We start from the raw sequence: 12,404 nt of genomic DNA, 5'->3' as shown, positions 1-12,404 counted from the left end.
TCTTCTCCTAAAGGGCGTCTTCGCCCGTCTCTCCTGTCCTGATCCGCATGGCCTGCTCAAGGTCGACCACGAAAATTTTGCCGTCGCCAATGCGGCCGGAATAGGCAGCCTGTCTGACAGCCTCGATCGCTTTTTCAGCGAGATCCTCTTTCACGGCCAGTTCAAGACGAACCTTAGGCACAAAGGCAACGTCATATTCGGCACCGCGATAGATTTCGGAATGGCCCTGTTGACGACCATAACCCTTGACCTCATTGACAGTGAGACCTTCAACGCCGATACCGGTGAGGGCCTCACGCACCTCATCCAGCTTGAACGGCTTTATTATTGCAGTTATCATTTTCATAGACTCTTCCTCCTGTATGTCCGAGTTGCCAGATTCATTACAAGAGTCGTGCCAGAATCAGAATTTATCTCTAAGATACTGAAAAATATGAAGAAATAATTTTTCTCTGGTTTCGGGTCATTTATTTAATCATTTATTAATGACTATTTTTTAGGCATTTTATTTATTTGCATAGTTTTTAATCAATTTATTTGCATTGCCAGCAGGGAGAAGATTTCTGTATATATCTCCTGTAAATTTACGATCGGGATCAGTTGATTTTCACCCGCTCTTCCAGGTCCAGACAAATAACGGACAACACCATGGGTCTAGACAGTGATGTAATTATTTCCGGCAGCGGTGTCGCAGGAATGACACTGGCGCTCGGGCTTGCCCGTCAGGGCCTGAAATGCACCCTCATTGACCGGATGGATCTGGCGCCGACCCTGAATGATGAATTTGACGGCCGCTCCTACGCCATTTCCCACGCCCCCTATATGATGCTTGAAAGTCTTGGTTTGTGGGAAAAGATCGGATCAGAAGCCCAGCCCATCAATGAAATCCGGGTCACCGATGGTTTCTCGCCGCTTTACCTGCATTTTGATGAAAAAGAACTGGGCGAAGGTCCGCTGGGCTATATGGTCGAGGTCCGCCATATCCGCAAAGGGCTCTATGACGCCCTGACTGCCGAGAAAAACATCACCCTGCTGATGCCGGAGCATGTTACCGGTTGCCGGGCCTCAATCGGCCATACAGAAGTAACCCTTTCCAACGGCAAGAAAATAACGGCGTCCCTTCTGGTTGCCGCAGAAGGACGGCATTCACCGTTACGCGATCTGCATGGCATCAAATGCCGGACCTGGAATTATCATCAACAGGGGATCGTCACCACTGTCGAACATGAACTGGATCACGGCGGCATTGCCCATGAACGGTTCTTTCCCGGCGGCCCCTTTGCCATTCTTCCCTTACGCAACAACCGCTCCTCCATCGTCTGGACGGAGCCGGAGGACCTCGCCCCCACAATCATGGGACTGTCAGAGGACGCCTTTAACCGGGAACTGGCCAAAAAGTTCGGCGACTTCCTTGGCGAAGTTCGCTCTCTCGGCCAGCGCTGGTGTTATCCCCTGACCCTGCAGCTGGCGGACCGTTATACGGCCAATCGTTTCTGTCTTGTCGGCGATTCCGCCCATGGCATTCACCCCATCGCCGGACAGGGATTTAATCTGGGACTGCGGGATATTGCCGTGTTGCTGGAAGTGATTGTCGACCGGGCCCGGCTCGGTGGCGACATTGGGGCGGCAGATGTGCTTGATCATTACGCCCGCTGGCGCCGCACCGACAATGTCACCCTGGCCGTGGTCACCGACGGCCTGACCAGACTGTTCTCAAATGATATAGCCCCCGTCCGCCTGGCCCGCAGGGTCGGGCTTGGCCTGGTCAATGAAATCCCGCCCTTAAGGAAGTTCTTTATGCGCCATGCGCGCGGTACCGTCGGGGAACTGCCACGCTTATTGAAAGGCGAGGCGCTCTAGGTAAAGGTCAGTCCGCATCCAGTTCGCGGGCTTCCTCGACCAGCATGATGGGAATGCCGTCGCGGATCGGAAAGGCAAGGCCTGCCTTGCGGCTGATCAGTTCGCCCGCGTCCCGGTCATATTCCAGCGGCTCCTTGGTCACCGGGCAGGCCAGAACCTCAAGAAGTTTCGGGTCCACCTTGCCGTAGTTGGCTTTTTCCGGCTGCTGTTCGTCGGTCATATGTCACCTTTAATGATAATGTTTGTCGTTTGGTCCGGACGGTCCGGCCAGACTGAATTCCAATAGACTGATCATCAGGTCAAACCGGGCCTTCAGGTTTTTCGCCTCGAGAACGGCCTGGGTTTCGCCGGAACTGGTCACACAATATTTGGCCAGTTCATTGATCAGCACCTCGTCTTCCGCCCGGTCGAAAAAATCACCCCATTCCGCCGACAGATTGCGGGCCTCAAGGGAACGTTTCAAAAGATCCTGAAGCCGGTAGCGGTCAATGTCGGGGGATCTTGGCGGTGCCCCGCAATCATCCGGATAATTGTCATAACTCACGCTCAGTACCCGGTACTTGTGTTGTTGCGGTAACTCCTCAATAACATCAAACCGGCTGAGGCCAGTCAGCATGATGGTGGTCGCACCGCTGTCACTGGATTCATAATCAGAGATCATACCCAGGCAGCCGACCTTATAAAGTGGCGGGTTGTCCGGACCACAACCAAGGTTATCCAGGGCAATACTTCCCGGCCCGAAACCTTCCGCCGGCAGAGGCTGTATCATGCCGATAACCCCCTGCCCTTCGCGGGCATGTTTGACCATTTCCAGATACCGTGGTTCAAAAACGTTGAGGTAAAGCTGACCCTTGGGCAACAGCAGCGCCCTCGTCAGCGGAAACGCCGGTATTTCCCGGGGCAGTTCCTCAAGTCCGAACATATCGCCTCCTCAGGCAAAAAGAAGACTGGAAAGTTTACGGCGCGCCGATACGGTAAAAGGATCAGTCGGGCCGGCAATCTCAAAGAATTTTACAAGTTGGGCCCGGGCGCCGTCGTCCTGCCATTCCCGGTCCCTGGCGATAATTTTCAGCAACTGGTCACCGGCGTCGTCCCGTCGTCCCTGGGCCCAGAAAGCCAGGGCCAGATCAAACCGGGCCTGATGATTGTCCGGATTCTCGAACAGCATGGCTTCCAGTTCCTTGACGTCACCAAGGTCACCGGCCTGGCGGGCCATATCCAGCGCCGCCCGCGCAGAGGTGATCTCCGGTTTGCTTTCCAGATTGGCCGGGGCGCTGTTGAGCACATTTTCGGCATTTTCCAGATCACCCATTTCAATAAGAACACGGGTCAGCCCGGCAATCGCAATAACATTTTGCGGTTCGGCCTGCAGAATCTGTGAATAGATGCCACCGGCACTTTCAAAGTCACGCTCTTCAACCAGCATCCCGGCATGTTCCAGCATCTGTTCAATCGGCGACGGACCAATGTCGCCGGCAAATTTGGCGATGAATTCCTTGATTTTATCTGCGGGCAGCGCGCCGGCAAAGGCATCCACCGGTCGGCCGTCCTTGAAGGCGACAACGGTCGGCACGGACCTGATTTGCATCTGGGCGGCAATCTGCTGGTTTTCATCAATATTGATCTTGGCCAGGCGAACCGCCCCGCCGGCCTCGTTCACCACTTTCTCCAGCACCGGGGTCAGCGCTTTGCAGGGTTCACACCAAGGTGCCCAGAAATCCACAAGTACGGGCACCTGCTGGGACGCCTCGATCACGTCCGCCATGAATGTGGAGGTATCCGTGTCCGTTATCAGTCCCGCCTGTCCCTGGTCGGCTCCGTCCATATACTGCATCTTAGGTCCTTTTATCTTTGGGGCGCATCTTGCCGTTGCCCTTTAATATAGAGTGATTCATCCCCGGGTTAAAGAACGGCCGCATCAAAATCCATAATTATCGGCTCAATTCCAAAATGGCGGATAAATTTCACCAGATCCCCGCTGCGGATTGTCGTCGTCGCTTCGTTATGCAGGGGGTGGTAATTCAGAAGCTCGTGACCCATCATCTGCCGATCAAGAATCAGTGAAAATCCGCCTTCGCGATATTTGGCCGGAAGGTTGACCAAGCTGAAGGGGGTGACCGATCCGGGTGTGACGCCCAATACTTCCTGCATCAGGTCGGCCGAACCGAAACTTAAGCGGCCGACATCAAGTTTATCGCTTTTCTGCAGGGCCTTGACGTCGAGGCGACGGTCTTCCAGCAGCACCACAAGCAGTAGATTTCCCTTCTTGTCCTTGAGAAACAGGTTTTTGCAATGGCCGCCCTCGATGCCACCGCATACGGCCTGGCTTTCTTCTACCGTGAATAGTGGTACATGACGGGTAGTCCGGGTTTCGATTCCCAGTTCCTCAAAACATTTAAAGAGTTTTTCTTCTTCAGGTCTCGTCATTTTCCGTCAGATTCCCTTCTTATTTGACCTTCAGGATGGGCTTTTTTATACTGGTGACGCAGCAAAACAATCAATTAATATTTATTTGGATTTTGTACTTGCATTTGAAAATCTTCTGCGTATTATCCGCCCACAAGTCGCTTATGTGACTTACCCAAATTGGAATGCGGGCGTAGCTCAGGGGTAGAGCATAACCTTGCCAAGGTTAGGGTCGTGAGTTCGAATCTCATCGCCCGCTCCAATTTCTTTTAGAGAAAAGCATTTACTCGGCCGTCTCACTTGTGAGCGGCTTTTTTGTTTGTCCGGCCCGAACACCCGCGATATTTCCTGTACCTCCGCCATCAAAGCCGCTAGCATGGACCGCAGGGAGACAATAAAAAAACAAAGCGGGAAATGCGCAACCAGAAAACCATCATCATCGCCGATGACCACCCCCTTTTCCGAACGGCCCTTCAGCAGGCCATCGGACAGGCTTTTGGCGACTGCCGCATCCATGAAGCAGGCACGCTGGATGACCTTCAGCAGCTTCTGGAAAGCATCCAGACGCCGGATTTTCTTCTCCTTGACCTGCAGATGCCGGGCACCTTCGGCTATTCGGGTCTTATTTTTATCCGTGAACACTATCCGGAACTGCCGATTGTCATTGTCTCAGGCAATGATGGGACCTCCACCATTCACCAATGCCTGAATTACGGCGCGGCCGGTTTTATTGCCAAATCCCTGAGCCTGCCGGAAATGTCCGAAGCCCTTAAAACTGTGGACGGAGGGCAGGTCTGGATTCCGGAGACCGCCCGCAACAGCCACCCCGCGCCTGATCCGGGCAAGCAGGATGTAGCCCGAATTCTCGGCAGTCTTACCCCGCAGCAGTACCGGGTCCTGAGCTATATGGCACAGGGGCTGCTCAATAAACAGATCGCCTACGAGATGGATCTGTCCATTTCCACCGTCAAGGCGCATATGACCTCGATCCTGAAAAAATTCGGTATGTTCCGTCGCACCCAGATTGTCGCCGCCATGAAACAGCTTGATCTGGAAGAACTGGACCAGCCGCAAAATAATGCCTGAAAAGTGGTAGCTGACGTCAGCTACCTTCCCAGACTTTCGCCAGCACCGTCCTGAGGGAGGCCGCCCGGAGCGGTTTCGGCAGATAATAATAGCCGGTTCCCCGGGCTTCTTTCTTGACCTGTTCCGTCTGGTCGGCGGAAATCACTATACAGGGGATAGCTGGTGACCGTGTTGCATTACAGGCAGAGACCACGTCAATGCCGGTGCGCACGCCGTCCAGGTGATAATCAGCAAGGATCACATCCGGCGCACCCTGCTCCATCGCATCCAGGAATTCCTCTTCATTGCGACAACCGGTCACGTCGCATTTCCAGTTGCCCAGCAGGGCCTCCATGCCAATCAGGATCGAGCGATCGTTATCAAGACAGAATACCCTGCGGCCGGTAAAATTATTCAACGGCCCTGGCGCGGCCTCGGCCGCAGGTATCGCCCGGCCCTGCCGGATGCCGATCGGCACCGTGATGGAAAAGACGCTGCCGCGGCCATGTTCCGACCTGACCGTTACCTTGTGATTCAGCATGCGGGCCATGCGCTGGACAATGGCAAGGCCGAGCCCCAGCCCCTTCTCCGTCGACTGGTCAAGGAAATCAAGACGCTGGAATTCACCGAAAATCTGGTCAAGATATTCTTCCGGGATGCCGTTGCCAGTATCCCAGACCTCGATCCGGAGTGTTTCCCCCTGACGCCGGCAGCCCATCAGAACCCGGCCCGTCCGGGTATATTTCAGGGCATTGGACAGGAAATTCTGCAATATACGCCGCAGAAACTGCCGGTCGCTGCGCACAATATAACCGGAACACAGCATCCGCAGGTCAAGCCCCTTGTTCACATACAGAGGCTGGAATTCAGTGCGGAGACCGGCCACCACATCCTCCAGGGCAAAGTCAGTCACTTCCGGCCGGATTGCGCCGGCTTCCAGCTTGGAAATATCCAGCACCTCCTTGAGGATTTCCTCTACCGAATTCAGCGACGTATCGAGATGACCGATCAGGTCCCCGGTCTTGCTGTCGACGGAATTCTGATCCAGGGCAGAGGTGAAGATCCGGGCTGCATTCAGCGGCTGCAGAACATCATGGCTGACGGCGGCCAGAAACCGCGTCTTGCTGCGGTTGGCGTCTTCCGCCTCCGCCTTGGCCGTAGCCAGTTCGCGGGTGCGTTCCGCCACCCGCTGCTCCAGGGTTTCATTGGCTTCCTTGAGGGCTGCTTCCGCCTTCTTGAATTCGGTAATATCCGTATAGCTGGTAACGAACCCGCCCCCCGGCATGGGCTTGCCGCGCATTTCAATCACCGTGCCGTCCCTGCGGAATCGCTGGTAGGTGTAGGCGGAGCCCGCATCCATATATTCGAGCCGCTTGCGGATTTCCTCTTCCGGGTCGCTGTTACCGAAATCGCCCCGGTCCGCACAGAAACGGATCAATTCCGATACATGCCGCCCTTCATAAAGAAAGCCGTCAGGATAGCCGAGGATTTTCTCATAGCTACGGTTCCAGGCGACCATGCGCAGATTATGGTCGACCACACTGATGCCCGGGCTCACATTATCCATGGAAGACTGCAGCAGGTCCCGGTTATATTGAAAGACCGTGGAGGCCTCATCAACGATGCTGACAAAATCATCCAGCTTTATATTGCTTCCCTCAAGCGCCATTTTCAGCACCACCCGGGCCGAGGCCGATCCGATGGCACCAGCCAGCAGCCGTTCGGTAAACAGGATGGTCGCGCCGACCGCCTTTTCCGACGGCAACAGGACCAGGCCCTTGTCATCGGCAAATTTGCGGAAGGCCTCCTGCGCCGCCTCTTCGCCAATAAAACGTTCCGCCAGGGTCTGCAGATCTGCGTTATTGACCACTTCCCGGAACTGGCTCAGGTCCTCCCCGGCGCCGCTATGATCCTGGTCGGTGAAGGTGGCCGCCTGGATATGTTCCACCAAGTTCGCCCGGGATCTGAGCGAAACAAACACGTAGAGTCCCGTGTTGATCAGCAGGCTCCAGAACAGGCCGTGCCCCACCGTATCCATGAAGTCTGTGCCGAACAGGGCTTCGGGGCGAAGCCAGCCCTGACCGAACAGCCCCTCCCGGATTACATCGCCGGTCCACAGGCCGGAGCGGGCCAGTTCGGGAATGAGCAGGGTATAGAAACAGACGGCAAAACCGGCCAGCAGGCCGGCCATTACCCCGCGCCGGTGCCCCTGTTTCCAGTACATGCCGCCGATCAGCGGCGGGGCAAACTGGCTGAGCAGGGCCATGGACAGCAAACCAAATGACGCCAGTTCCGAATAACTGGCCAGGATCCGGTAATAGAGATAGGCAAGACTGATGATCAGCACGATGGCGAGCCGGCGCACCAGCCGCACGATCATGGAAAAATCCCGGGTCTTGTCGCGGGTAAAAAAAGGCAGACGCAGCAGAAGCGGCATCACCACATCGTTACAGATCATGATACTGAGCGCCACGGTGGAGATGATCACCATACTGACCGCCGCCGCCAGACCGCCAAGATAGACGGTGATCGCAAGGACGGGATGTCCGGACGACAGCGGCAGATCCAGAATGAACATGTCCGCATTGGCGCCTGCCGGCAAGATCAGAAGACCGGCGCTGGTGATCGGCCAGATAAACAGGCCGATCAGAAACAGGAAGGCAATGAAAATCCAGCGCGCCACTTTCAGGTCGGAAACCCGGGTATTTTCCACCACAATCACATGGAAGGACCGGGGCAGACAGAAAATGGCCAGCCCGCCCAGAACAATGGACGACAGGAAACTATATTCAGACGATTTTGTCTCCGGCACATGATCATAGATCCCGGCCGCTGCCGCCCGGTCGATCAGATCCCCGAGACCATCAAACAGGCCGTAGGTCACAAACAGGCCGGCACCGATAAAAACCAGAAGCTTGAACAGGGACAGGAAGGCAATCACCAGCATCAGGCCTTCATGCCGTTCCGAAGACACAATCCGGCGGGTGCCGAACAGAATGGAAAACAGAACCATCAGCACCGCCACGAACAGGGCTGTGTCCCGGCCGAACGGGAGAGAGGAGGAGGGCCAGCTCTGTTCCGCAAAACCACCGGTCAGCACATTGAAGCTGCCGGCCAGCGCCTTCAGCTGCAGGGCGATATAAGGGGTCACACCGATGATGGCGACCAGGGTCACCAGGATGGCCAGGGACTGGGACTTGCCATACCGGGCGGAAATGAAATCGGCAATCGAGGTGATATTCTGCCGGTGGCCGACGGTGAGCATTTTTTCCACAAACCCCACCGCAAACAGCATCACCAGAATGCCGCCCACATAGGTGGGACCGAAAACCCAGCCGTTCTGGGCCGATTGGCCGATGGTGCCATACATGGCCCAGGTGGTGCTGTGGACGGCAAAACCCAGACCGTAGATCACCGGACGCCAGCGGGACCGGTTAAGCGTCTCCGCCCGCCGGTCCCCGAGCCAGGCCATGAAAAACAGCCCCCCCATGAAAATGAGGGAAATCAGGATGATAGTCCAGTTACTCAGAAGGTCTGCCAACTCGGATGCGTCCTCCCGTCAGCTATTTTGTTGCCCCTTGTTGCCTGCCTATTCTGGAACGTTCAGGCGACTGCCGTCAAATGTAATTTCCATATCCCCCGGCTCGGCCGCGATCTCCGGCAAATGCTTTTCGCCAAGCGGCGGTACCTTGCCGTCTGCCCCCATGCCCCGCTCCCGGGTATCCAGAAGCTGGCTCGGCGGCAGCGGTGTGCCCTTTTTCAGATGATCCCACATCAGGTCCAGTGACTGTTCAAAATAATAATGCATGGGCGCCAGTTTGGCGGCGAAAGCCGGCAACATGGCAAGGGCATCAAAATGCTGACCATTGCGCACTTCATAAAAACTGAGGCCGGAGTTTCCCCCCTCCCTCAGCTTGTTCAGGGCGTAATAGGGCCGGGAGGAAAAATTCACATGGATCAGGCTGTCCCTCCGGCCATGCACGATGATGGCCGGGCGGCCGCCGAGATCAGCACTGTTGCGCACTTCATCCCTGCCTTTAAGGATCGCCGGATCGTTGCGGACTTTATCGTCAAAACAAAGCGCACTCGTTGCATCATGATCCAGCAGGCCATTTTCCGCATTGGGCGTAAATTGGGCACGTTTCCAGCCATCAGCCGACTTTCTGACCCAGTTGATGTCGTTGCTCGGAATCATACCGGTGCTTTTGGCAAAATTCACATGCTTGCGGGCCAGTGGATAATCCTCCAGTTTTCCTGCTTTGCCGGTCGCGCCAATGGCCACGCCACACAGATCATCCTCCACCCCATAGCGCCCGAAGGCCGGCGCATAATCGCCTACCACGGCCGGCCAGATTTCGGAAAAGACCGAGAACCCGTCCATCAGGCTGCTGTCTTCCAGAAATCCGTAAGCCCCGAGCTGGGCCCGGGCATCCCGGGACTGTTCTTCCGCGGTCTCTCCCCGCACCAGTCCCTTTTCCGCCAGGGTACGGCAACGATTGGCCAGCCCCTGGTCGCCCAGGGGAATAAAGAGTTTCAACGGCACATCAGCAGGTTCCGCCAACAGAGCACAGGCCATAAGCACATTGGCCTTGCTGCTATAATCAAGGAACTGCCGTCCGGTCACCGCAAGTTCATGATCGCCCCAGGCGATGGACACCGGCCCCACACCGGCCATGTCCGGCGACACATTGGGCTCGGACACCACAACGGCATCGATAAGTCCCTCGGTGTCCTGTTCTGCCGCCTTCAGGCTGCTGTATCCTCCGTTGGAGATACTGGACGCAATCACCGTCACAGTTTCTTTGTTATATGTTTTGCCGGCTTCTTCGGGCCGGTGATATTTATTCAGGATATAAAAACCCACCCGGATCGACTCCAGCACCGTCTGGCCCCAGTCCTTCATGCTGTTGTCTTTTGAATGGGCGTGTTTCAGGGCGATATGGTCGGGGTTTTCCTGTGCATAGGCTTTCAGGGCTTCCGTTACCTCAAGCTGGAAGGGGGATTGCCCCTCGCCTGCTTTCACCAGCCGTCCATGCATATCATAGACCAGCCCTTGCCCCAGAAACTGCATGCCGATTCCAGTCGCCTTGTCCGTATAGGCCACAGCACAGCCCTTGGGCAGGGCCCAGCTGCCCACCGTGCCCACTGCCCCGTACACAGTGCGGCCGCCGGATGACGGCGCCGTCACCAGGCAGGGATCCCCAGCATCGAAATTGTCCGGCACCTGGATCATATAGGTCACCGGATGATTGAGGCCTTCAATATGTCCCATCACCAGATATTCATACCCGCCGGCTTTGCCGTCCCCTTTGGGGCCATACAGGCGACCGTAACCACCGTCGTCTGTCACATCCACCAAGGCCCGGAAATTGGAATAGATGGTGAGCCGGCGGATTTCCTCCAGCGTCGGGGCAAGCGGGTCAGCGGGTTTGGGCTCTGCCCCCCGCAATCCTGCCGTACCCAGACCAGCCGTCAGCAGATCATTGTCCTCGCCCCCGTAATAGGTCCGGGTTTCCATTCCGATCAGGGAAGCAGGTTTCTGCGCTTCTGACCTCTCCCCGTTACAAGCAGAGAGCGTTATCACTCCGGCTAGCGAAGCGACAGTTACGGACAGCAATTTCAGTCTGGTCAGGGTCAGGGTCATGATCATTCTCTTACAATATAAACAGGGCTATAGCCATGATCAGCCCGATGGTGGGCACAATCACAGTCAGGGCCCCCATGGGGGCATAGGCGTTTTGATGGGTTTCCTTACAGATCGCCTGGATCGTGGTCACCACATATCCATTGTGCGGCAGGCTGTCGAGGGCACCGGAAGCAATGGCGACAACCCGGTGCAGGGCTTCCGGATTAACCCCGGCATCAAGATAATGCGGCGCCAGCAGCGGCAGGGCAATGGATTGTCCGCCCGAGGCCGATCCGGTCAGACCGGCAATCACCGTCACCGCCACCGCCGCCCCCACCAGTTCATTGCCCGGCAGGTTGGTCATGAAATCGACTGCCGAGGCAAAGGCCGGGGTGGCCTGGGCGACAGTACCGAAACCCACTACAGCCGCCGTGTTGGCGATGGCAATGACTGCCCCGGTCGCCCCGATGGCACAGGTTTTCTGCAGGTTGTCAAAGCGGTGAAGGTTCAGGAATATCCCCATCAGAACCCCGCTCAGAAGCGCCAGAATCAAAGCCGATTCCTTGAGTGTTTCGTGAAACAGAAAGGACACCACAAGCACTGTCAACAACGGCAGAAGGCTTAAAACCGGATGCGGCTTGGACGAATAGCTGCGCTCGAACACATCATCACTGCGGGTTTCAAAGCGCTCCCCGTTGCGCACGGCGCGGCGCACCATGAAGCTGAGCCACCAGTAACCGAACAGCATCATGAACAGGGCCACCACCAGGCTCACCTGCCAGCCGGCAAAATGGGTCGTGCCGAGATATTTGATCGGAATCCAGTTCTGGATTTCCGGCGATCCGGCTGACGTCATGGTGAACGTTACCGACCCGAAGGCCAGTGTCGCCGGAATAAAGCGGCGCGGCAGGTTGGCTTCCTTAAACAGGCTGAGAGCGATCGGATAGACGGAAAAGGCGACAACAAAAACGCTGACTCCGCCGTAAGTCAGGATGGCGCAGGCCGCCACCACCGCCAGGACCGCGTTACGTTTACCGAGCTTGCCAATCACCCAGTCGGAAAAACTGTAGGCTGCACCGGAATCTTCCATCACCTTGCCGAAAATGGCACCCAGCAGGAACATGAAGAACCAGCTGAAAATAAATTTGGTGAAGCCGGACATGTAACCGCTGACGAAATTGGCCTCCCCGGCGGCGGCCCACTGGGGCATCAGGGACAGATCCCCGGTCAGTGCCACGATCAGGGCGCAGAAGGGGGCGGCAATCATGATGCTCACCCCGCGGATTGTGAGGTAAATAAGTAGCGCCAGCCCGCCGACAAGACCAATCAAACTTAACATGATATCTGCGCAACCTCCCGGGTATATTTTCGTAACATATTGTTTTTTATATAATTATTGTATAATTGACTCGCATATTAGGGGAAATTCACAGGTCAGGGGTATATG

Annotated in this window: 10 protein-coding genes and 1 tRNA gene; 3 read left to right on the top strand and 8 right to left on the bottom strand. The window is 56.1% G+C overall.

Annotation, left to right across the window (positions count from 1 at the left end; translation table 11 throughout):
• Positions 1-7 precede the first annotated feature (7 nt).
• Complete coding sequence (locus ACORNT_RS05330; RefSeq protein ID WP_321396383.1) at positions 8-346, bottom strand: P-II family nitrogen regulator; 339 nt, start codon at positions 344-346, stop codon at positions 8-10.
• Between the two features lie 302 nt (positions 347-648).
• Between ACORNT_RS05330 and ACORNT_RS05325 the strand changes: the two genes are divergently transcribed.
• Complete coding sequence (locus tag ACORNT_RS05325) at positions 649-1,860, top strand: UbiH/UbiF/VisC/COQ6 family ubiquinone biosynthesis hydroxylase (protein ID WP_321396380.1); 1,212 nt, start codon at positions 649-651, stop codon at positions 1,858-1,860.
• 7 nt (positions 1,861-1,867) lie between these two features.
• On the opposite strand, the gene ACORNT_RS05320 is transcribed toward ACORNT_RS05325, so the two are convergent.
• The 4 genes from ACORNT_RS05320 to ACORNT_RS05305 all read right to left on the bottom strand — a co-directional run bounded on the left by ACORNT_RS05320 (position 1,868) and on the right by ACORNT_RS05305 (position 4,287).
• Positions 1,868-2,080 (bottom strand): Trm112 family protein, encoded by a 213-nt coding sequence (locus ACORNT_RS05320; protein WP_321396378.1) that lies wholly within the window; start codon positions 2,078-2,080, stop codon positions 1,868-1,870.
• A 9-nt stretch (positions 2,081-2,089) separates the two neighbouring features.
• Positions 2,090-2,782 (bottom strand): LON peptidase substrate-binding domain-containing protein, encoded by a 693-nt coding sequence (locus ACORNT_RS05315; RefSeq protein WP_321396375.1) that lies wholly within the window; start codon positions 2,780-2,782, stop codon positions 2,090-2,092.
• Positions 2,783-2,791: 9 nt separating this feature from the next.
• Complete coding sequence (trxA, locus tag ACORNT_RS05310; protein WP_321396372.1) at positions 2,792-3,694, bottom strand: thioredoxin; 903 nt, start codon at positions 3,692-3,694, stop codon at positions 2,792-2,794.
• A gap of 68 nt (positions 3,695-3,762) precedes the next feature.
• A complete protein-coding gene (locus ACORNT_RS05305) occupies positions 3,763-4,287 on the bottom strand; it encodes a prolyl-tRNA synthetase associated domain-containing protein (protein WP_321396369.1) in 525 nt (174 codons plus the stop codon).
• Between the two features lie 166 nt (positions 4,288-4,453).
• Here ACORNT_RS05305 and ACORNT_RS05300 point away from each other — a divergent pair.
• Both ACORNT_RS05300 and ACORNT_RS05295 read left to right on the top strand, forming a co-directional pair.
• A tRNA-Gly gene (locus ACORNT_RS05300) sits at positions 4,454-4,528 on the top strand.
• Positions 4,529-4,680: 152 nt separating this feature from the next.
• Positions 4,681-5,352, top strand: a complete 672-nt coding sequence (locus ACORNT_RS05295) for a response regulator transcription factor (protein WP_321396366.1) — start codon at positions 4,681-4,683, stop codon at positions 5,350-5,352.
• Positions 5,353-5,368: 16 nt separating this feature from the next.
• Here ACORNT_RS05295 and ACORNT_RS05290 read toward each other — a convergent pair whose 3' ends face one another.
• From ACORNT_RS05290 to ACORNT_RS05280, 3 genes are read right to left on the bottom strand one after another with little or no spacing between them, the layout of a single operon-like run.
• Entirely contained in the window at positions 5,369-8,872 is a 3,504-nt protein-coding gene (locus tag ACORNT_RS05290) for a PAS domain-containing hybrid sensor histidine kinase/response regulator (RefSeq protein WP_321396363.1), read from the bottom strand.
• Between the two features lie 48 nt (positions 8,873-8,920).
• Positions 8,921-10,975, bottom strand: a complete 2,055-nt coding sequence (locus ACORNT_RS05285; protein WP_321396361.1) for a 3-hydroxybutyrate oligomer hydrolase family protein — start codon at positions 10,973-10,975, stop codon at positions 8,921-8,923.
• A gap of 10 nt (positions 10,976-10,985) precedes the next feature.
• Positions 10,986-12,296: a hypothetical protein gene (locus ACORNT_RS05280; RefSeq protein ID WP_321396358.1), complete on the bottom strand. Its 1,311-nt coding sequence runs from the start codon at positions 12,294-12,296 to the stop codon at positions 10,986-10,988.
• Positions 12,297-12,404 lie beyond the last annotated feature (108 nt).

The sequence above is a fragment of the Emcibacter sp. genome, assembly GCF_963675455.1.
Taxonomy (GTDB): Bacteria; Pseudomonadota; Alphaproteobacteria; order Sphingomonadales; family Emcibacteraceae; genus Emcibacter.
The sequence above is the reverse complement of the archived record's forward strand: the minus strand, read 5'-3'. Positions and strand labels throughout refer to the sequence as shown.

Excerpts from the sequence above, each read along its gene's own strand:
- ACORNT_RS05285 (WP_321396361.1), bottom strand. The coding sequence starts at position 10,975 with ATGACCCTGACCCTGACCAGACTGAAATTGCTGTCCGTAACTGTCGCT.
- ACORNT_RS05305 (WP_321396369.1), bottom strand. The coding sequence starts at position 4,287 with ATGACGAGACCTGAAGAAGAAAAACTCTTTAAATGTTTTGAGGAACTG.
- trxA (WP_321396372.1), bottom strand. The coding sequence starts at position 3,694 with ATGCAGTATATGGACGGAGCCGACCAGGGACAGGCGGGACTGATAACG.
- ACORNT_RS05295 (WP_321396366.1), top strand. The coding sequence starts at position 4,681 with ATGCGCAACCAGAAAACCATCATCATCGCCGATGACCACCCCCTTTTC.
- ACORNT_RS05320 (WP_321396378.1), bottom strand. The coding sequence starts at position 2,080 with ATGACCGACGAACAGCAGCCGGAAAAAGCCAACTACGGCAAGGTGGAC.
- ACORNT_RS05315 (WP_321396375.1), bottom strand. The coding sequence starts at position 2,782 with ATGTTCGGACTTGAGGAACTGCCCCGGGAAATACCGGCGTTTCCGCTG.
- ACORNT_RS05325 (WP_321396380.1), top strand. The coding sequence starts at position 649 with ATGGGTCTAGACAGTGATGTAATTATTTCCGGCAGCGGTGTCGCAGGA.
- ACORNT_RS05280 (WP_321396358.1), bottom strand. The coding sequence starts at position 12,296 with ATGTTAAGTTTGATTGGTCTTGTCGGCGGGCTGGCGCTACTTATTTAC.
- ACORNT_RS05330 (WP_321396383.1), bottom strand. The coding sequence starts at position 346 with ATGAAAATGATAACTGCAATAATAAAGCCGTTCAAGCTGGATGAGGTG.